Source organism: Microbacterium sp. NPDC097977 (assembly GCF_040302605.1).
Taxonomy (GTDB): domain Bacteria; phylum Actinomycetota; class Actinomycetes; order Actinomycetales; family Microbacteriaceae; genus Microbacterium.
In genome coordinates this window covers 68,015-87,347 of record NZ_JBEOUR010000002.1, presented here as the reverse complement: position 1 = coordinate 87,347, position 19,333 = coordinate 68,015, and the positions used below count along the sequence as shown (strand labels likewise).

Below are 19,333 nucleotides of genomic sequence, written 5' to 3'. Positions count from 1 at the left end.
TCGTCGAGCTCGTCCACTCGATCTGATCTGACCCGGCCCGGACGCTCTGATCGGATCCTGGTCCCGGGCGCCCCGACCAACGCTCTTGCCGGCCCCGCGGCCCTCGCAATATAGCCTGAGTGCTAGATTGCGAACATGGCAGATGACGCGTCGGACATCTTCTCGGCGTTGGCCCACCCGACGCGACGGCAGATCCTGCAGAATCTGAAGGAGGGCGAGCTGGCGGCGGGCGAGATCGCCTCGCGGTTCTCGTCGAGCGGCCCCACCATCTCGCGTCACCTGGGTGTGCTGCGCCAGGCGGGGCTCGTCACCGAGCGGCGCGACGCGAACCGCATCCTGTACTCGCTCGTGGGGGAGCGCCTGGCGCTGTCCGTCGGAGACTTCCTCTCGGCGGTGTGCCCGGAGCAGATCGTGCTCCGCGAGGTGCGCAAGCGCGGCACCGGGAGCAGCGCGCACACCCCCGCCGAGGCGTGATCCGGTTCTTCCGGCCCGAGACCGGATCGACGCCGCGACGTGGATGAAAGGATTGATCCATGACCTCGAAGCCCGCGAAGCCCGCGAACAGTGAGTCGTCCCGCCCCGAGCCCGTCGACCTGGCCGCCCGTGCCGCAACGCGGCACATCGTCGTGGTCGGCGGGGGCGTCGGCGGACTGATCGCGGCACGCGAATGCGTCAAGGTCGGCATGCACGTGACGCTGCTGGAGGCCGCGGATGCCGTCGGCGGTGCGATCCGGCGCGCGGAGCTCGACGGGGTCGTGGTCGATGCCGGCGCCGAGAGTTACGCGACGAGGGGCGGGCGGGTCCGCGCGCTGCTCGCCGAACTCGACCTCTCCGATCGCATCGTCGCCCCGGCGGCAGGAGGAGCCTGGCTGGCCGGCATCCCCGGAGTCGGCGCCGCTCCGCTTCCGGTCGGCGGGATCCTCGGCATCCCCGGCAACCCGTTCCAGGAAGACGTCCGCCGCGTCATCGGATGGTCGGGAGCGTGGCGGGCGTACCTCGACCGGATCCGCCCCCCTCTGACGATCGGTCACAACCAGAGCCTCGGCAGACTCGTCTCGTCGCGCATGGGGGCGAAGGTGCGCGATCGCCTCGTCGCCCCCGTCACGACCGGCGTCTACTCCGCGTCACCCGACGACGTCGACGCCGACATCGCCGCCCCCGGACTCAACGCGGCGCTCACGAGCGTCGGCTCGCTGTCGGGAGCCGTCCAGGCGCTCCGCGAGCAGGGGGCCGCGCGCGCCGCCCAGGCGCAGGTCCCGGCCCAGGCGCCCGGTGCCGCGGTGGAAGGGCTCGAGGGCGGGATGACGGTGCTCGTCGAGGCGCTCGTCGCCGACATCGAGAAGCTCGGCGGCGTCGTGCGCACCGGGGCCCGAGTGACGCGGATCGCGTCGTCGGGGGACGGCTGGGTCGTGCGCGCCGACGCCGCGGATGTCGGCCTGAAGGATTCCGACGCCACGGATGCCGACGCCACGGCGGGACTCGCCGAGGAGGCGACGGAGCAGCTCGACCTCGCGGCCGACGGGGTCGTGCTGGCCACGTCGGAGCACGCCGCGCGACGTCTTCTCGAGGAGGCCGCACCGGAGCTCTCCCTGACGACGGCGGCGGATGCCCCGGAGATCGAGATCGTGACGCTGCTGCTCGCCGCCCGGGCGCTCTCGGGCGCTCCGCGCGGTACCGGTGTGCTGACCGTCCCGGGGAGCCACACCGCCAAGGCGCTCACCCATTCGAGCGCGAAGTGGGACTGGGTGCGCGAGGCCGCCGGCGACCGCCACCTGGTGCGCGTCTCCTTCGGCGCGCAGGGCGAGCCTGCTGCGACGGCCGGGCTCGATGACGCCGCCGCCGCCCGAGTCGCTCTGCGTGAGGCGTCGGCCCTGCTCGGGGTTCCGCTGGCGGAGAGCGATCTCGTCGACGCGCACCGAGCGCGCTACGTGCAGTCCCAACCCGCGTCGATCATCGGCTCCGGCGCCCGACGCGAGGCCGCACGCCGCGCGATCCAGGCGGTGCCCGGCATCGCGGCGGTGGGGGCGTGGCTCGCCGGGACCGGTCTCGCGCAGGTCATCCCCGATGCGCAGGAGGAAGCGGATCGGCTGCGCCGATCGCTGCTCTGGGACTGACGGCGACTCGCTGGGCGGGGCCGACGAGCCGCGGATGCGGGAGCACGGGTGACCCGCAGGATGAAGCGGAAAGTCGGCCCGCTGTCAACCCTCTGCCCCGGTAGATGCCGAATTCGGCATACGGGGCTACGCTGGACTCCTGCCAGGCGGCACCGGGCCGTCAGTTCGCCCCAGGGCGTTCTACCGGAACAACGTGAGGAGACCCCATGAAGGGGAAGATCGGACTCGTCGTAGGGCTCGGAGCGGGATACGTCCTCGGAACGCGCGCGGGCCGCGAGCGCTACGAGCAGATCAAGACGCAGTGGCTCAAGGTCTGGAACCTCGACCCGGTGCAGGAGCAGGTCGACAAGGTCAAGGGCTACGTCGGCGACAAGGCCGCCGCGGTGCCCGGGGCGATCTGGAACGGCGTGCAGAAGGTCGTGAAGTCGGTCGGCGGGAACGACAAGACCGCCGGACAGCGACTGGACTCCGCCGTCGCCGCGGGCAAGAAGGCTGCGGACGACATCGTCGATGCGACCGAAGACGCCGTCGACGAGGCGAAGGACACCGCGAAGAAGCCCGCCGCGAAGAAGCCGGCCTCATCGCGGTCCACCGCCGCGAAGTCCGGGAGCTGACATGCCCCGCGGATACCGCGATCGTGCAGAGGACAGCCTGCTGTCGCTGATCGGCGACCTCCCGGAGCTCATCACGAGCCTCGTCAAGGCCGAGATCAACGCGGCCAAGGCCTGGGTCTCGCGCGTCGCGAAGGATGCAGGCATCGGATCCGTCTGGTTCCTCGTCGCGCTGTTCTTCCTGTTCTGGGCCGTGCCGGTGATCTTGGTCTTCGCGATCGCCGGGTTGTCGTCGTGGTGGCCGGTCTGGCTGTCGGCGCTCGCCGTGCTCGGCATCCTGATCCTCGCCGTGCTGCTGTTCGCGCTGCTCGGCATCCTGAAGTTCCGCAAGGTGCTCGCCCGGAAGAACCCCGTCCAGGCGGTGGGCGAGGACGTCCGACTCGTGAAGGAGGCCGGCCGTGACGAACTCTGACATCACGAGATCGCTGCCGAAGACCGCGGTCCCCGCAGGGATCGTCGACCCCGTCGAATCGGCGCGCGCCGAGCTGAAGGCCGCTCTCGCGGCGATCGAGGTCAAGGGCAACTTCCCCCGCCGCATCGACAAGGCCTCGAAGCGCGCCGTCGCCAAGGCGCGGGTGCTCGCCGACCGCAACCCGGGTGCCGCCATCGCCGGTGCAGTCGGTGTCGCCGTGGTCGTCGGAGGGGCCGTCTGGGCGATCGCTCGGGCACTCGCCCGCTGACCGAACGCCCGTTGACCGGGCGCCCGACCGACGGCACATCAGCGCAATCCGACTCGCGTTCGCGAGCTCTCCACGAAGGGGGCAGACTGGAGCCATGTCCGATGAACGCGAAGAGAACCCGTCCGGCTTCACCCTCTGGGCGGTCTGGCGACGGAACCCCGATGTTCCGGTCACCGAATCCGATTCCACCGAACTCGAGACGATCGTCTCGTACGTCGAGGATTCCGGCGTCACGGTCCGCGGCTTCTACGACGTCTCCGGCCTGAAGGCCGACGCGGACCTGCTGGTCTGGCTGCACGGCGACACGGCTGAGGGTCTGCAGAAGGCGCTGCGTCGCCTGCGTCGCACGGAGCTGCTGCGCACCCTCCTCCCCGTCTGGAACGTGATGGGCGTGCACCGTGACGCGGAGTTCAACCGCGCGCACGTCCCCGGATTCCTCCGCGGTGTGGAGCCCAAGGACTGGCTGTGCCTGTACCCGTTCGTGCGCACGCCCGAGTGGTACCTCGCACCGGAGGAGGAGCGTCGCAAGATGCTCGCCGACCACGGTCGCAAGGGTGCCGCGTTCACGGGCGTCATCGCGAACACGGTCGCGGCCTTCGCGCTCGGCGACTACGAGTGGATCCTTCCGCTCGAGGCCGACGAGGTCACCGAGCTGGTCGACCTCATGCGGGACCTGCGGTACACGGATGCGCGTCTGTACGTGAAGGAGGAGATCCCCTTCTACACGGGACGTCGTCTCCGGTTCGACGAGATCGCAGACGTGCTGCAGTAAGCCGACCATGAGCATTCTTCGCACCAGGACCGCCCCGATCCGACTGGGGACTCGACGCAGCGCGCTGGCGCAGGCCCAGTCCGGCCACGTGGCCGCGGCTCTCGAGAAGATCACCGGGCATCCGGTCGAACTCGTGCCGATCACCAGCGAGGGCGACACCAATCGTGCATCGCTGTCGGAGATCGGTGGACAGGGCATCTTCGCCACCCGTCTGCGCGAGGCGCTGCTCGCGGGGGAGTGCGACTTCCTCGTGCACTCGCTGAAGGACCTGCCGACCGCGATCCCGGACGGTCTCGTGATCGCGGCGACGCCCCGTCGCGAGGACGCCCGCGACGTGGCGATCACTCGCGAAGGCACACCGCTGCATGCGCTGCGTGCGGGCAGCCGAGTGGGCACGGGTTCGCCGCGTCGCATGGCGCAGGTGCATCGCCGGGCCCCGCATGCCGAGGTGGTCGACATCCGCGGCAACGTCGACTCGCGTCTGCAGCGGGTCGCGTCGGGGGAGCTCGAGGCCGTGATCCTCGCCGCCGCGGGCCTCTCGCGTCTGGGCTCCGATTCGCCGCTGCGGCGTGAGGAGCTCGGCCTCGCCGAGTGGCCGACCGCGCCCGGGCAGGGCTCGCTCGCGGTGGAGACCCGCACCGATGCTCCGGCCGACCTACTCGCCGCGCTCGCCGAGCTGGACGATCACGACACCCGTGTGGCCGTGACCGCGGAGCGCGCCGTGCTCGAGGGACTGGACGCCGGATGCCAGGCTCCGATGGCCGCTCATGCGGTCGTCGAGGGAGGGGATATCCGCGTGCGGGCGGTCGTCTACGCCTCCGACGGCGGCCGTCGGATCGGGCTCGACGTCACCGAACCCCTGAACGGGGAGTATATTCGTCGGAACGGCAGCGGCAACGGAGCGGATGCTGCCGATGGTGCACCCCCGATGCACGCGGCACGCGAGATCGGGTTGTCTGTCGCCCATCGGCTGCTCGATCAAGGGGCGGCCGACCTCGTCTCCCGAGAGCATCCTTCATCATGACCAATACGAAGCAAGACCGACCGTTGGACGGCTGGCGCATCCTCGTTCCCCGTGGGGGCCCGTGGGGCGACAGCGTCGCCGCGAGCCTGCGCGCGCAGGGTGCTGTGCCCGTCGTCGCGCCGCTGATCAACTTCGCGCCGACGACCGACCAGGCGGCGCTGGACGTGGCCCTCGCGCAACTCGCCGGCGGATCGTACGACTGGCTGACCGTCACGAGTGCGACGACCGTCGACGTCATGTTCGCGCACCGGGCGGTGGTGCCGCGCAGCACGCGGATCGCCGCTGTCGGCGAGACCACCGCGGCGGCGCTGCAGGCGGTCGGGTACGAGGTCGCGCTGGTTCCCGAGCAGGACAACTCGGCCGAGGGGATGGCGGAGCAGCTGATCGCTCTCGAGACGCAGCCGCGCCGCATCCTCGCCCTGCGCAGCGAGATCGCGAAACCCGTGCTCAGTGTGCTGCTGCAGGAGGCGGGCCACGATGTCGACAGCGTCGTGGCATACCGCACGGTCGGCGTCCCGGTGACCGATCGCATCAAGCGTGACGTCGAGAACGGCCGCATCAACGCGATCCTGATCACGAGCGGATCGGTCGCGGCACAGGTGCGCGAGCAGTTCCCCGAGATCCCCGACGACACGCTGCTGGCGGCCATCGGACCGCGCACGGCGAAGGATGCCGACAAGGCCGGCCTCCCGATCACGGTCGTCGCCGACAAGCAGACCGTCGATGCGCTGATCGATGCCGTGTCGAGCTTCACCCTCCCGCACGCGGCGGATGAGCTCGCACCGTGAGTTTCCCTGACGTCCGGCTGCGCCGGTTGCGCCAGTCGCCCGCTGTACGCGGTCTCGTGCGGGAGACCTCGCTCGAACCCCGGCAGCTGGTGCTGCCGCTCTTCGTCCGCGAGGGTCTGACCGCGGCGGCACCGATCGGATCGATGCCGGGAGTGGCGCAGCACTCGCTCGACTCCCTGCGGGTCGCGGCGACCGAGGCCGCCGAGGCGGGTGTCGGCGGCGTGATGCTCTTCGGCGTCCCGGCGGTGCGCGATGCACGGGGCTCGGGCGCGGACGACCCCCAGGGCATTCTGAATGTGGCGACCGAGGTGCTGGCCGCCGAGGTCGGCGACGCACTCGTCGTGCAGACCGATCTCTGCCTCGACGAGTTCACCGACCACGGGCACTGCGGTGTCCTCGCGGCCGACGGCTCGGTCGACAACGACGCCACGCTCGAGCGCTACGCCTCGATGGCGCTCTCCCAGGCGCGCGCCGGATCCCAGCTGCTGGGGCTGTCGGGAATGATGGACGGACAGGTCGCGGTCATCCGCGAGGCGCTCGATTCCGAGGGATTCACCGACACCCTGCTGCTCGCGTACGCCGCGAAGTACGCGAGCGCCTTCTACGGACCGTTCCGCGAGGCCGTGGACTCCCAGCTCACGGGGGATCGCCGCACCTACCAGCTCGACCCGGGCAACCGCCGCGAAGGCGTGCGGGAAGCCGTGGTCGACGAGCAGGAGGGTGCGGACATCGTCATGGTGAAGCCGGCGATGGCCTTCCTCGACGTGCTGCGCGAGGTGCGTGACACCGTCCACATCCCGGTGTGGGCGTATCAGGTGTCCGGCGAGTACGCGATGATCGAGGCGGCATCCGCGAACGGCTGGATCAACCGTCGTGCGTCGATCCTGGAGTCGCTGCTCTCGATCCGTCGGGCCGGCGCCGATGTCGTGCTGACCTACTGGGCCACCGAGGCCGCCCGCTGGCTGCGCGGCTGACCTGAGTCACCCAGCCCGGGTACTTCACCCGGCCCGGGTACTTCACCCAGCCCAGGTCTTCGGGCCTGAGTCCTGTCTTCGGGTCTGAGCCCTGTGCCCAGGTCTTCGGGTCTGAGCCCGCTGCCCAGGTCTTCGGGCTAGCCTGGAGGAGATGCCGGGAGACCTCCGCGCATCGCTGAGGAGTGTGCTGTGACCGACCGCAATGACGACCTGTTCTCCGCTGCCCGTGCGGTGATCCCCGGTGGCGTGAACTCGCCGGTGCGCGCGTACGGTTCGGTCGGTGGAACGCCGCGCTTCCTCGCGTCGGCGTCGGGTGCGACGGTCACCGATGCCGCGGGCACCGACTACGTCGACCTGGTCGCGTCGTGGGGTCCTGCATTGCTCGGGCACGCGCAGCCCGAGGTCGTCGCCGCGGTGCAGGAGGCGGCGACCCGCGGTCTGTCCTTCGGTGCTCCGACCGAGGGCGAGGTCGAACTCGCGTCCGTGATCGCCGAGCGCGTGCGTGTCGGCGAGGCCCGGCCCGTCGAGCGCGTGCGTCTGGTGTCGACCGGCACGGAGGCCACGATGACGGCGATCCGTCTCGCTCGTGGTGCGACGGGACGCGACCTGCTGGTGAAGTTCGCCGGCCACTATCACGGACATTCCGACGGCCTGCTCGCCGCGGCAGGTTCGGGTGTCGCCACGCTCGCCCTGCCCGGTTCGGCGGGTGTCCCCGCACCGATCGCGGCACAGACGCTCGTGATCGACTACAACGACCCCGGGGCGCTGGAGGCGGTGTTCGCCGAGCATGGCGATCGCATCGCCGCGGTGATCGTCGAGGCGGCTGCGGCCAACATGGGCGTCGTGCCGCCCGCGCCCGGCTTCAACCGGCTGCTGGCCGACACCGCCCACGCGCACGGCGCGCTGCTGATCCTCGACGAGGTGCTCACCGGCTTCCGCGTGCATCCGGCGGGATTCTGGGGCCTGCAGGCGGAGGCGGGAGAGCAGTATCTGCCCGACATCATCACCTTCGGCAAGGTCGTCGGCGGGGGGATGCCTCTCGCTGCTCTCGGTGGGCGCGCAGAGGTCATGGACATGCTGGCGCCGCTCGGCCCGGTGTACCAGGCGGGCACGCTCTCGGGTAACCCGCTCTCGGTCGCCGCGGGTCTCGCCACGCTGAGGCTCGCGACGCCGGAGGTCTACGCCACGGTCGATGCCGCGGCCGCCCGGGTCTCGGCGGCGCTCGATGCCGCGCTCACGGATGCCGGCGTGACCCATGCCGTCGCTCACGCCGGCAGCCTGTTCAGCGCGTCGTTCCGCGCGTCGTCGCCCCGCACGTACGCCGACGCACTGGCGCAGGAGTCGTTCCGCTACGCGCCGTTCTTCCACGCGATGCGTGAGCAGGGCGTCGCCCTGCCGCCGAGCGTGTTCGAAGCATGGTTCCTCACCGCCGCGCACGGCGAAGAGGAGCTGCAGAGGATCGAGGCGGCGCTGCCGATCGCGGCTCGTGCCGCTGCTGCCGCCACGGACCCGGCCGCTACTGCCCCGGCCGCGACGGCGTGAGCACGCTGCCGTCTTCGCTCTGACCGTCGCGCATCCGTCGCGGGTCGTCGCGCATCCGTCACGGGCCGTCACGCGAACGCGTCGGGTCGTCACGCGAACGTCTCGGGTCGTCGCGCGACTGTCTCGGGTCGTCGCGCGACTGTCTCGGGTCGTCGCGCGACTGTCTCGGGTCGTCACGCGAACGTGTTCGGCGTCTCGGTCTCGGGTCGTCACGCGATCGTTCCACGTCGTCATGCAAACCCCACGGGTCCTCATACGAACATGACCCGGCGCGGCGGAGTATCGCGGTAGGTGCGTCCGAGCGGACTCCGCCAGTCGATGGTTCCGTCAGGGAGCTGATGGGCGGTCCATCGATGGTCGTCGCCGACGTCGGGATGCTTGAGCACATGGTGGGTCGCGCACAGGTGACCCAGGTTGTGGATCTCGGTCCTGCCGCCTTTCGCATGATCGAACGTGTGGTCGAGCTGGCATCGATGCACCGGCATCCTGCATCCCGGGAATCGGCAGTGCTGATCTCTGGCCCGCAGGAATCGTCGCATCGATTCGGTCGGGGTGTAGGCATCCGTCTCCACGACGAGCCCTGACGGATCGAGGAACAGACGTGACCACCCGCCGTTGCGTCCCGCGAGGTCGCGGGCCACGTCGGGGTGCAGCGGTCCGTGTCCGTCGAGGTGGGCAGGACGGTCATCGATCCCGGCGAGCGTCGTCGCCGCGACGGTCACCTGGATCCGAGCCTGGATGTTGTCGAGACCCGAGCCGTTCGCCGCGCTCGGGTCGGAGGTCAGGAGCAGGTCGATGAGGAGGTCGGTGCGCACCTGGTCGATGGAGCGTGAGTCCGTCATCTCGACCTGGATCCCGTCGCCGCCCCGCCCCGCGATCACCACCCGCGCCAGCCGGGTGAGACGGTCGTGGATCGCCGTGGCGAGGTGTTCGGGGAGGACGACGCTCAGGACGGAGAAGCCGTCGTCGGCGGACCGCAGCGTGACGGTGCGCTCCGATGTCGCTCGTGCGTGACGCTCCACCGTCGTCGAGCCGGCGAGGGCGGCGGCGAGCTCGCGCATGTGCGCGCGGGTGCGGGCCGGCGTCTCGTGCTCGGCGACGATGACCGCCGCGCTGTCGTAGAACGGCAGCGCATCGGAGTCGGCCCGTCCGTTGTTCACGGCCTCTCGGACCACTCCCGCCGCCCGCACGATCTCGCGGACGTGTGCGGCCGAGATCGCTCCGGCTCGGAACGCCTCCTGCACGCGGGGGTGGCGGCCGTCGGCGAGGAATCCCGCGTCTGTGAGCGCGTATTCGACGCTGCCCTGGCTCATCTGCCCGGCGGCCGCGTACTCCGCGACCATGGATCGATGGATCGCGTCACGGTGGTAGGGGTGCTCTTCGGACTCGGCCGTGCAGAGCCGCATCCGCTCGGCGAGGATGTCAGACGCCTCCGCCTCCAGTCGGGCGATCTGACGTCGCTTCTCGACCCAGGAATCGAGCAGCGCACCGCGCTGTTCGAGGCTGAGGTCTGTGGTCGAGGTCATACTCCGATTCTAGTACGTTTGTTCGAATGTCGAGCAGAACATCGGAATGGGAGAAAGACGTGGACACGTGGGAACCGACAAGGGATCGTTGCCTTCCTGTGAGCAAGACACAGACATCTGGGCGGGTGCCGCTGGCAGACTGGACGCATGGTGACGTTGCTGCTTGATCAGACGCGACTCGAGGTCGTGCTCTCGCCGATCGAGCGGGCTGCGAGCTTTCACCGCGACAATCTCCGCATCGAGCGAGAGACCATCGCGAAGGTGCAGCTGATCGACGACGCGTGGACGTGGCTTCGGGGAGTTCCCAATCCGGGGACGCACATTCCGGGCATCCTCGCCGCCGGAACGTGGAAGGCCGCCGGCAGTACCGACTTCGTGCTGATCCGCAGGCGGCGACCGAGCGTCGTCGTCGACCTCCTCGGCGACGACCAGTACCGGCGACTGATCCTCACCACGAGCCACGGTCTCGCACTAACGCAGGCGCTCAGGCTCGACGTGACGGATGAGCCCGCGGATGTCGAGGAGATCGTCGCCACCTCCCCGGTCCCCGTGTCGAAGGGCAGCCGGCGTCCGGTGATCCGCCCGCGTCCGGCGTGAGGCCGGGGAGCGCCGAGACTCCCTCATGAACGAGGAACGCCCTCCACCGCCGTGCGGCGTGGAGGGCGTTCGCGTCAGGTCTCAGTAACGATGAGGCTCGGAGTCGTTCTGCTCCGAGTCGTCGGCAGCACTCTCGACGGCAGCACCCTCGGGCGCGGCCTCGTCGATGCTCTCGACGACGCTGTCCTCACTCGACGCGTTCTCGAGCGGGTACTCCCTCGGCTCGTCCTCGTAATACGCCCGAGCCGCCTGGGCGAGCATGGAGCTGACGGCTGCGGACCGCGGGTCGTCGTCCTCAGGTTCGTCGTCATCCGCCTCGTCGTCCGCAGTAGTCGCCGGCGTCGTGCCGAACAGGATCTCGTCGAAAGACGGTGCGGTGGCGGACTCGGCAGGCGCCTCGAAACCGGTTGACGCCGCATCCTCGGCGGGCTCGGCAGGTGCGTCGGTCTCGGCTGACACCGGTTCCTCCTCGGCTGCCGACTCCTCGGCACGCGCCTCGGACTCGACAGTCTCCGACTCCTCGGCAGACGCTTCGCCCGGGACGTCGTTCTCGTCGTCCGCAGCCGCGACGGCAGGTTCAGCCTCAGCCTCGACGACCGCATCCGTCTCGACAGCCGCCTCAGCCTCGACAGCCGCATCCGCGTCGACAGCCTCAGGCGTCTCGACGACGGCAGGCGCCTCGATCGCCGCAGGCGCTGCGTCGGCGCGCGGCTCGAACCGGCCGCCGCGCACGAGATCGATGAAGACGTCTTCGAGGGTGGGTCCGCGCTGCACGAGCGTGCTGAGCGCGATCCCGGCCGATGCCGCGATCGCACCGACCGTTCCGGCGTCGCTGCCGCGCACCGTGAGTCCCGAGCGGAGCACCTCGACCTCGAGCCCGGCGGCCGAGAGCGCGGTGGTGAGCGCGGCGCGATCGGCGGCGTCGACGACCACGGATCCGGACGACGGATCGGCGAGCGTCTCGATGCCGCTCGAGAGCATCAGCTGGCCCTTCGAGAGCACGAGCACGTTGTCGGCGACCTGCTCGACCTCGCTCAACACGTGCGAGGAGACGAGCACCGTGCGACCTTCGTCGGCGAGCCGGCGCATCAGGAGGCGGATCCAGCGGATGCCCTCGGGGTCGAGGCCGTTCGCCGGCTCGTCGAAGACGAGAGCGCCCGGGTCGCCGAGCAGGGCGTGCGCGACGCTCAGGCGCTGGCGCATGCCGAGTGAGAAGCTGCCGATGCGGCCCTCGGCCTCGTGCTCGAGACCGACCAGCGCGAGCACCTCGTCGACGCGGGAGAGCGGGATGCCGTTCGCCTTGGCCGCGATGGTGAGCTGGCGTTCGGCCGAGCGGCGCGGACGGTAGGCCGTCTCCTCGAGGACCGATCCGATGGTGCGCAGCGGATGACGCAGGTCGGGGAACGCGACACCGCCGATCGTCGCGGTTCCGCTGGTGGCGCGCACCTGACCCAGGAGGATGCGCAGCGTCGTCGTCTTTCCGGCTCCGTTCGGGCCGAGGAAAGCGGTCACGACGCCGGGCTCGACTCGCGCGGAGAAGTCGGACACCGCCGTCACGTCATTGAAGCGCTTGGTCACGTGCGTGAACTCCAGCACCTGTCCGTCGGGCATCTGCGACCTCTCGTTGCAGTGGGCAGTTCCGTCTATCCTGCCGGAAAAGCCGCTGGATCGCGTATTTACCCCACGAACGGCCGCCGTGGCAAGGCCGAATGTACGGGGTAGCCTGGCACCCGTGACCGATTCCCTCGACGTCTCCCGGGTCCTCGTCCGCACCGACGGCGCCCTCGGCAGGCTCACCCTGAACAGGCCCGAAGCCATCAACGCGCTCGATTTCGGAATGGTCCGGCTGCTGGCCGAGGCCCTCGAGGCGTGGCGGGACGACACCGACGTGCAGATCGTCGTCATCGACGGGGCGGGCGAGCGGGGGATGTGCGCCGGCGGCGACGTGCGGGGCCTGCATGCGCAGATCGTGGCGGGTCATGCGGACGAGGCGGCGGAGTTCTTCCGCGCGGAGTACGCGCTCAACGCGATGATCGCCGAGTACCCGAAGCCGATCGTGTCGATCGCCGACGGCATCACGATGGGCGGCGGGGTCGGGCTCTCCGGGCACGCCTCGATCCGCATCGTCACCGAGCGCTCGAAGATCGCTATGCCGGAGACTCGCATCGGGTTCACCCCGGATGTCGGCGGGACGTGGCTGCTCGGGCGGGCGCCCGGACGATTCGGGGAGTACTTCGGTCTCACCGGCGGCACCATGGACGGCGCCGATGCGGTGCTGCTCGGGTTCGCCGACCATTTCGTGCCCTCGGACCGGCTCGACGCCCTGCGCGAGGCGCTCGCCTACCGCGCGGACCCGACCGGGCCCGCCGAGATCGTGCTGCTCTTCGACGAGACCCCCGAGCCGTCCGCTCTTCCCGAGTCCCGCGGATGGATCGACGAGGCGTTCTCCGCCGACACGGTCGCGGGCATCCTCGAGCGCCTGCACGCGCACGATGCTCCCGAGGCCGCCGAGGCCGCCGAGGTCCTCGAATCCCTGGCGCCGACCGGGCTGGCGGTGACCCTCGACGCCGTCCGCGAGGCGCGCGAGCTCCCGGGGCTGCGTGCAGCGCTCGAGGGCGAATACCGGCGTGTGATGTGGTTCGTCACGCGGCACCCCGACCTCGTCGAGGGGATCCGCGCGCAGCTGATCGACAAGGATCGGAACCCGCGGTGGGATCCGGCATCCATCGCCGACCTGCCCGCGGATGCCGGTGCCGGTGCCCGCGAGTTCGTGCCGGAGCCGCGGCTGTTCTGACGACGGCGGGGCCGCCGAGCGGGTGGCGTCGGTTCGCTGTGAGCGAAGGTCCACCGGCAGGGGGATACGAATGTCAGCGGTTCGTGGCACTCTAGCTTGTGCGCGATCGTCGGCCCGCGTCCGCCCGCCGAGAGATCAGCGACGCCATCCTTCCTAGAAAGTCCGCCTGTGCTGGGAAAAATCCTCGTCCGATATCTGTCCCGCTATAAGTGGTTGCTCGTGGCCGTGCTGGTCTTCCAGTTCGCCAGCGCGATCGCGACTCTCTACCTGCCCCGTCTGAACGAAGACATCATCAACAAGGGCGTCGCGCAGTCCGACACCGACTACATCTGGCGCACCGGGCTGTTCATGCTCGCCGTGTCGCTCGGGCAGATCACCGCGTCGGTCATCGCCACGTACTTCGCCGCGCGCGCGTCGATGAGCGCCGGTCGCGACATCCGCGCCGACGTCTTCGGAAAGGTGAGCGGATTCTCCGAGCGCGAGGTGTCGCAGTTCGGAGCGGGCTCGCTCATCACCCGCAACACCAACGACGTGCAGCAGGTGCAGATGCTCGCGATGATGGGTGCGACGATGCTCGTCACCGCGCCCCTCCTCGCGATCGGCGGCATCATCTTCGCGGTGCAGACGAACATCGGCCTCAGCTGGCTGATCGCGGTCTCCGTTCCGCTGCTGCTGATCGTGGCGGGTCTCGTCGTCAGCCGGATGGTGCCCCTCTTCCGCAGCTACCAGGGCAGGCTCGACACCGTGAACCGCGTCATGCGCGAGCAGCTGACCGGAGTCCGCGTGGTGCGCGCCTTCGTGCGCGAACGAATCGAAGAGGAGCGCTTCCGCGGCGCGAACACGGACATCATGGTCGTCGGTCGCAAGGTCGGCTCCCTCTTCGTCCTCCTGTTCCCGCTGTTCATGCTCATCCTCAACGTCACCGTGGTCGCCGTCGTCTGGTTCGGAGGGATCGAGGTCAACAGCGGCACCGTGCAGGTGGGAACGATCTTCGCCTTCATGCAGTACATCGGTCAGATCATGGGCGGTGTGATCATGGCCAGCTTCATGGCGATCATGATCCCCCGTGCGGCCGTCTCGGCCGAGCGCATCGGAGAGGTCCTCGACACGGAGTCCAGCATGGAGCGTCCGACGAACGGCGTGACCGACTTCCCGACGCCCGGATCCGTCGCCTTCGACGGCGTCGAGTTCACGTACCCGGGTGCCGATTCGCCCGTGCTCACGGGCATCAGCTTCGGCGCAGAACCCGGAGAGACCGTGGCGATCGTCGGATCGACGGGTGCGGGCAAGACCACGCTGGTGTCGTTGATCCCCCGCCTGTTCGACGCCTCGGGCGGCGCTGTCTCCGTCGGGGGCGTCGACGTGCGCGAGGCCGATGTGGAGTCGCTGTGGGCGACGATCGGCCTCGTGCCGCAGCGCCCGTTCCTCTTCACCGGAACCGTGGCATCGAACCTCCGTTACGGACGCGAGGAGGCCACCGACGAGGAGCTCTGGCATGCGCTCGAGATCGCGCAGGGTCGCGACTTCGTCGAGGAGATGCCGCAGGGGCTCGAGTCGCGCATCACGCAGGGCGGTACGAACGTGTCGGGCGGTCAGCGGCAGCGTCTCGCGATCGCCCGCGCGATCGTCCGGCAGCCGCAGATCCTCGTCTTCGACGACTCGTTCTCCGCTCTCGACCTCACCACGGACGCCCGCCTGAGGCAGGCGCTGTGGCGCGAACTGCCCCATGTCACGAAGATCGTGGTCGCTCAGCGAGTGTCCTCCATCACGGATGCGGACCGCATCGTCGTGCTCGAGGGAGGCACCATGGTCGGCGTCGGCACGCACGCGGAACTGCTCGAGACGAGCACGACCTATCGGGAGATCGTCGAGTCGCAGCTGGGGGTGGACGCATGAGCGAGCAGAACACGCCGAAGACCCGACGTGGTCGCGCCGCCGCCCAGGCGGACGTCGCGCAGCCGGCCGAGCCGGAACTGACCGAGGAGGAGAAGTACGAGGCCGAGCTCGCCGAGAAGGCACGACAGAACGGCGGCGGCTGGGACAGCGTCGCACCGGGCAAGGCCGACAACTTCGGCAAGAGCTTCAGCCGGATGATCGGTCTGCTCAAGCCGTCCGCCGTGTGGTTCATCCTGGTGTCGATCGCGGGTGCCGTCGGCGTCGTGCTGACGGTGGCCGCCCCCAAGGTGCTCGGCGAGGCGACCAACCTCATCTACAAGGGCTTCATCTCGGTGCAGCTCGCGCAGGCGAACGGGGACTTCCCGGGCTTCCCCGCCGGCACCGCGAAGGACGACGTGGTCGAAGCGCTCCGCCAGGGAGGACAGGACGACTACGCGAACCAGATCTCGGCCCTCGGCGACTTCCGGGTCGGCGAGGGGGTGGACTTCGAGGCGCTGCGGTGGGTCATCATCGCCGTGCTCGCGATCTACATCGTCGCGGCCTTCCTCAGCTGGATCCAGGGCTACGTCATCAACGTCATCATGGTGCGCACCATGTGGCGCCTGCGCGAGTCGGTCGAAGCGAAGATCAACCGCCTGCCGCTGTCGTACTTCGACAAGGTGCAGCGCGGTGACCTGATCTCGCGCGTGACCAACGACATCGACAACATCACGCAGACCATGCAGCAGTCGCTGTCGGGCGCGATCACCGCCGTGCTGACGGTCGTGGGCGTGCTGGTGCTGATGTTCTCGATCTCCTGGCAGCTCGCTCTCGTCGCCCTCGTCGCACTGCCTCTCATGGGCGTGATCTTCGGCGTCATCGGTCCGCGGTCGCAGAAGGCCTTCGGAACGCAGTGGCGCAAGGTGGGGCGTCTGAACGCCCGCGTCGAGGAGGCGTTCTCGGGACACGCGCTCGTCAAGGTGTTCGGTCGCGAGAAGGACGCCCTCGACAAGTTCAAGGACGAGAACGAGGAGCTGTTCCAGGCGAGCTTCAAGGCGCAGTTCCTCTCCGGCATCATCATGCCGGCGATGACCTTCGTCGGCAGCCTCACCTACGTCGGCATCGCCGTGCTCGGCGGTCTCATGGTCGCGAGCGGCCAGCTGCGTCTCGGCGACGTGCAGGCGTTCATCCAGTACTCGCAGCAGTTCACGCAGCCGCTGTCGGAGCTCGGCGGCATGGCTGCGGTCGTGCAGTCCGGAACCGCATCGGCGGAGCGCGTGTTCGAGCTTCTCGACACCGACGAGCAGGAGGCCGACGAGCCCGATGCGCCGATGCTCGCCGACGGCGAGGGCGTCGTCGAGTTCGAGAACGTCGCGTTCTCGTACACGCCCGATCGTCCGCTGATCACCGACCTGTCGTTCCGCGTCGAGCCCGGCCAGACCGTGGCGATCGTCGGACCGACCGGAGCGGGAAAGACGACGCTGGTCAACCTGATCATGCGGTTCTACGAGCTCGACGGCGGGCGCATCCTCCTCGACGGCCAGGACATCTCTGAGATCACGCGGGACCAGCTGCGCTCGCGCACGGGCATGGTGCTGCAGGATCCGTGGCTGTTCGCGGGCTCCATCCGCGAGAACATCCGGTACGGGCGGTCCACTGCGACCGACGCGGATGTGCTCGAGGCCGCGAAGGCGACGTACGTCGACCGCTTCGTGCACGCCCTCCCCGAGGGATACGACACCGTGCTCGACGAAGACGCCTCCAACGTCTCCGCGGGAGAGCGCCAGCTCATCACGATCGCGCGAGCGTTCGTCGCCCAGCCGTCGATCCTCATCCTCGATGAGGCGACGTCGGCCGTCGACACCCGCACCGAGCTGCTGCTGCAGAACGCGATGGCCGCGCTGCGACAGGGGCGCACGTCGTTCGTGATCGCGCACCGGCTGTCGACGATCCGTGACGCCGATCTCATCCTCGTCATGGAGCACGGAGACATCGTCGAGAAGGGCACGCACGACGAGCTCATCACGGCACAGGGCGCCTACTGGCGGCTGTACCAGTCGCAGTTCGAGCAGGCCGCGACCGACATCGATGCCGAGGACGCGCTCACCGGGACGACTCCGGTGGTCGTGAGCGGCGATGCCGACGATGCGGCGAGTGCCGCGCAGATCGGTGCGTCGGTCGGGGCGCAGGTCCCCACCGCCGAGGCGGCCGCGGCCCAGGCGGTCGTGGAGCGCCCGGATGCCGGAGAGACCACGCACTGACCGCAGACGGCGAACGCCCCACCCGATCATCCGGGTGGGGCGTTCGCTTTCTCGTTCCGCCGCCGAAGCCGCTCGCTGCCGGGGGTCAGCGCTGCTCGTCGGCGAGGCCGAAGAGTTCGAGAGGGTGCGTCAGGCGCCACCAGGGACTCGGTCCCTCGACGTCGTCGACCAGGGAGACCGAGGTGGTCACGGTGTTCAGCGGACCGACGCTCGTCGCCGTGCCGATCGCCTCACCCGACTCACGGTTCTCGCCGAGGGTGAATGTCGTGGTCGTCTGCGCGGACGTGCCGTTCCACAGCACGAGTTCGGCGTCGGCATCCGTCACGACATCCGTGGTCGTACCCCATCGGGTCGTGACGGCGCCCACGACCGTGCCCTTCGGGACGGCGGGTGCCTGGCCCGTCAGTGCGGTCTCGATCTGCGAGAACAGGGAGCGCGTCTCCGCCAGCCGCTGTGCATCGTCGGTCTGGCCGAGCACGGCGGCATACAGGTGCACCGTCGTGTCGTCGACGGTGATGTCCTTCGCCGTCAGCAGATTCCAGCTGTCGTCGAGCGTGCCGGTCTTCACTCCGACCACTCCGGGGTCTGCGAGCATGCCGTTGGTGTTCACGACGGTTCCGGCTCCGGGCAGATCGACCGACGGGGTGCCCACGATGCCTGCGAACACCGGATTCTGCATCGCGAGTTCGGCGAGCGCCACCAGCGCTTCCGGGGTGGCCGTGTTGCGGGCGTCGAACCCCGAAGGCGTGACGATCGTGATGCCGTCGAGACCCCGATCGCCCAGCCATTGCGCGGCGGCGGAGGTGAACGCCGACTCCGACCCCCAGATCTCGCGGGAGAGACGATCGATGTAGTTGTTCGCGGATCCGAGCAGTGTGCCCTGCAGCATCTGCAGCTCGGTGAGGGTGCCGCCCACCGGCACGTCCAGGGCGGACTGGTCGGAGCGGCGGTAGTCCCAGTAGGCGAGGTTGTCGGCGCGGGTGAAGGCGAACTCGGGACCCTGCTCGCCGACCGCGAGCGGCATCCTGTCGAGCACCATCAGGCTCGAGACGACCTTCGTGACGCTGGCGATCGCGGCCTGGTCGACGGAGGACGACGCGGTGCCGATCCCGGCGATGCCGGCGGCAGCGCTCCCCTGCCCCGGCCACGTCAACGCCGCCGCGGAGGCGGCGACCGGAGCGATCTCCACGGCCCGCACGGTCGGCGCCACCTCGTGCAGCGGCCACAGCAGGGTGGTGCCGGCGTACGCGGCGACGAGTCCGACGAGGATGCCGGCGGGCACCAGCAACCCGGGACGGGCGATCGCCGGGCGCAGGCTCGCGTCGCTCAGCAGTCCGGTCTCAGAGGTCGGATGCGGCGCGGTGTCCAGGGAGCCCGAGGACGTGTGCGCGGCGACGTCGAGCGGGTCGACCCAGGTGAGGGGAGTGCCGCCGCTGCCGGCATCCGCCCACTGCGGCTCGGCATCGGCGGCCGCGGCGTGGAGCGTCTCCACATCGATGATCTCGGCATCGACGATCTCGGCATCGAGCGCCGCAGGGGCGGCGGTCGCAGCATCGGGTGTCTCGGCGTCGACGGTCTCAGCATCCCCGGTCGGAGCATCCCCGGTCTCGGCATCGGCGGTCGCGACAGCACCGGGGGCATCGGTGCCGGGTGCATCGGTGCCGAGGGCGTCGGACGGGGTGGCCTCGGCGGAGTCGGGAGCGGTCACCTCCTCACGGTACCGAACCCGCACGCAGATCAGCGGCGCGGCAACGGAAGCAGACGGGAGTGTCGGC

General features: G+C 69.7%; 17 protein-coding genes. 14 read left to right on the top strand and 3 right to left on the bottom strand.

Translation table 11 applies throughout. The features are described from left to right. Window positions 1–135 precede the first annotated feature (135 nt). From ABTZ43_RS01055 to ABTZ43_RS01010, 10 genes are all read left to right on the top strand, one after another. Window positions 136–474, top strand: a complete 339-nt coding sequence (locus tag ABTZ43_RS01055; protein ID WP_350537562.1) for a metalloregulator ArsR/SmtB family transcription factor — start codon at window positions 136–138, stop codon at window positions 472–474. 59 nt (window positions 475–533) lie between these two features. Then, window positions 534–2,114 (top strand): protoporphyrinogen oxidase, encoded by a 1,581-nt coding sequence (hemG, locus tag ABTZ43_RS01050; protein ID WP_350537561.1) that lies wholly within the window; start codon window positions 534–536, stop codon window positions 2,112–2,114. Between the two features lie 206 nt (window positions 2,115–2,320). After that, entirely contained in the window at window positions 2,321–2,728 is a 408-nt protein-coding gene (locus ABTZ43_RS01045) for a hypothetical protein (RefSeq protein ID WP_056415131.1), read from the top strand. Between the two features lies 1 nt (window position 2,729). Then, entirely contained in the window at window positions 2,730–3,137 is a 408-nt protein-coding gene (locus ABTZ43_RS01040; protein WP_045253313.1) for a phage holin family protein, read from the top strand. Next, on the top strand, window positions 3,124–3,405 hold the full coding sequence (locus tag ABTZ43_RS01035; protein ID WP_188042287.1) for a hypothetical protein: 282 nt from the start codon (window positions 3,124–3,126) through the stop codon (window positions 3,403–3,405). The genes ABTZ43_RS01040 and ABTZ43_RS01035 overlap by 14 nt, the downstream gene beginning before the upstream one ends. Window positions 3,406–3,499: 94 nt before the next feature. Continuing rightward, window positions 3,500–4,177: a hydrogen peroxide-dependent heme synthase gene (hemQ, locus tag ABTZ43_RS01030; RefSeq protein ID WP_045253314.1), complete on the top strand. Its 678-nt coding sequence runs from the start codon at window positions 3,500–3,502 to the stop codon at window positions 4,175–4,177. Between the two features lie 7 nt (window positions 4,178–4,184). Further along, window positions 4,185–5,201, top strand: a complete 1,017-nt coding sequence (gene hemC, locus ABTZ43_RS01025; RefSeq protein ID WP_350537560.1) for a hydroxymethylbilane synthase — start codon at window positions 4,185–4,187, stop codon at window positions 5,199–5,201. Beyond that, window positions 5,198–5,989, top strand: coding sequence for a uroporphyrinogen-III synthase (locus ABTZ43_RS01020; RefSeq protein WP_350537559.1), 792 nt, complete (start codon window positions 5,198–5,200; stop codon window positions 5,987–5,989). The genes hemC and ABTZ43_RS01020 overlap by 4 nt, the downstream gene beginning before the upstream one ends. Next, complete coding sequence (hemB, locus tag ABTZ43_RS01015; protein WP_350537558.1) at window positions 5,986–6,963, top strand: porphobilinogen synthase; 978 nt, start codon at window positions 5,986–5,988, stop codon at window positions 6,961–6,963. Before ABTZ43_RS01020 ends, hemB begins: the two co-directional genes overlap by 4 nt. Before the next feature lie 189 nt (window positions 6,964–7,152). Then, window positions 7,153–8,505 carry a glutamate-1-semialdehyde 2,1-aminomutase gene (locus ABTZ43_RS01010; protein ID WP_350537557.1) on the top strand — a complete coding sequence of 451 codons (1,353 nt, stop codon included), beginning with the start codon at window positions 7,153–7,155 and terminating at the stop codon, window positions 8,503–8,505. A gap of 251 nt (window positions 8,506–8,756) precedes the next feature. On the opposite strand, the gene ABTZ43_RS01005 is transcribed toward ABTZ43_RS01010, so the two are convergent. Continuing rightward, window positions 8,757–10,031 (bottom strand): HNH endonuclease signature motif containing protein, encoded by a 1,275-nt coding sequence (locus ABTZ43_RS01005; RefSeq protein WP_350537556.1) that lies wholly within the window; start codon window positions 10,029–10,031, stop codon window positions 8,757–8,759. 147 nt (window positions 10,032–10,178) lie between these two features. Here ABTZ43_RS01005 and ABTZ43_RS01000 point away from each other — a divergent pair, with 147 nt between their 5' ends. After that, entirely contained in the window at window positions 10,179–10,628 is a 450-nt protein-coding gene (locus ABTZ43_RS01000) for a hypothetical protein (RefSeq protein WP_056415150.1), read from the top strand. Window positions 10,629–10,709: 81 nt separating this feature from the next. On the opposite strand, the gene ABTZ43_RS00995 is transcribed toward ABTZ43_RS01000, so the two are convergent. Then, window positions 10,710–12,239, bottom strand: coding sequence for an ATP-binding cassette domain-containing protein (locus ABTZ43_RS00995; RefSeq protein ID WP_350537555.1), 1,530 nt, complete (start codon window positions 12,237–12,239; stop codon window positions 10,710–10,712). A 121-nt stretch (window positions 12,240–12,360) separates the two neighbouring features. On the opposite strand from ABTZ43_RS00995, the gene ABTZ43_RS00990 reads away from it, so the two are divergent. The 3 genes from ABTZ43_RS00990 (at window position 12,361) to ABTZ43_RS00980 (ending at window position 17,558) form a co-directional block, all read left to right on the top strand. Further along, window positions 12,361–13,422, top strand: coding sequence for an enoyl-CoA hydratase/isomerase family protein (locus tag ABTZ43_RS00990; protein ID WP_350537554.1), 1,062 nt, complete (start codon window positions 12,361–12,363; stop codon window positions 13,420–13,422). A gap of 168 nt (window positions 13,423–13,590) precedes the next feature. Beyond that, entirely contained in the window at window positions 13,591–15,318 is a 1,728-nt protein-coding gene (locus tag ABTZ43_RS00985) for an ABC transporter ATP-binding protein (protein WP_149422168.1), read from the top strand. After that, window positions 15,315–17,558 (top strand): ABC transporter ATP-binding protein, encoded by a 2,244-nt coding sequence (locus tag ABTZ43_RS00980; protein ID WP_350537553.1) that lies wholly within the window; start codon window positions 15,315–15,317, stop codon window positions 17,556–17,558. The genes ABTZ43_RS00985 and ABTZ43_RS00980 overlap by 4 nt, the downstream gene beginning before the upstream one ends. Window positions 17,559–17,643: 85 nt before the next feature. Here the strand turns inward: ABTZ43_RS00980 and ABTZ43_RS00975 are convergent, their stop codons facing one another. Continuing rightward, the gene (locus ABTZ43_RS00975) at window positions 17,644–19,266 is read right to left on the bottom strand and encodes a D-alanyl-D-alanine carboxypeptidase family protein (protein ID WP_350537552.1); all 1,623 of its coding nucleotides are present in this window, start codon (window positions 19,264–19,266) and stop codon (window positions 17,644–17,646) included. Window positions 19,267–19,333: the final 67 nt, after the last annotated feature.

Bases quoted from the DNA above. Each gene is read 5' to 3' on its own strand.
- ABTZ43_RS01040 (WP_045253313.1), top strand. From the start codon at position 2,730: ATGCCCCGCGGATACCGCGATCGTGCAGAGGACAGCCTGCTGTCGCTG.
- ABTZ43_RS01045 (WP_056415131.1), top strand. From the start codon at position 2,321: ATGAAGGGGAAGATCGGACTCGTCGTAGGGCTCGGAGCGGGATACGTC.
- ABTZ43_RS01005 (WP_350537556.1), bottom strand. From the start codon at position 10,031: ATGACCTCGACCACAGACCTCAGCCTCGAACAGCGCGGTGCGCTGCTC.
- ABTZ43_RS01020 (WP_350537559.1), top strand. From the start codon at position 5,198: ATGACCAATACGAAGCAAGACCGACCGTTGGACGGCTGGCGCATCCTC.
- ABTZ43_RS01055 (WP_350537562.1), top strand. From the start codon at position 136: ATGGCAGATGACGCGTCGGACATCTTCTCGGCGTTGGCCCACCCGACG.
- hemQ (WP_045253314.1), top strand. From the start codon at position 3,500: ATGTCCGATGAACGCGAAGAGAACCCGTCCGGCTTCACCCTCTGGGCG.
- hemG (WP_350537561.1), top strand. From the start codon at position 534: ATGACCTCGAAGCCCGCGAAGCCCGCGAACAGTGAGTCGTCCCGCCCC.
- hemC (WP_350537560.1), top strand. From the start codon at position 4,185: ATGAGCATTCTTCGCACCAGGACCGCCCCGATCCGACTGGGGACTCGA.
- ABTZ43_RS01000 (WP_056415150.1), top strand. From the start codon at position 10,179: ATGGTGACGTTGCTGCTTGATCAGACGCGACTCGAGGTCGTGCTCTCG.
- ABTZ43_RS00995 (WP_350537555.1), bottom strand. From the start codon at position 12,239: ATGCCCGACGGACAGGTGCTGGAGTTCACGCACGTGACCAAGCGCTTC.
- ABTZ43_RS00980 (WP_350537553.1), top strand. From the start codon at position 15,315: ATGAGCGAGCAGAACACGCCGAAGACCCGACGTGGTCGCGCCGCCGCC.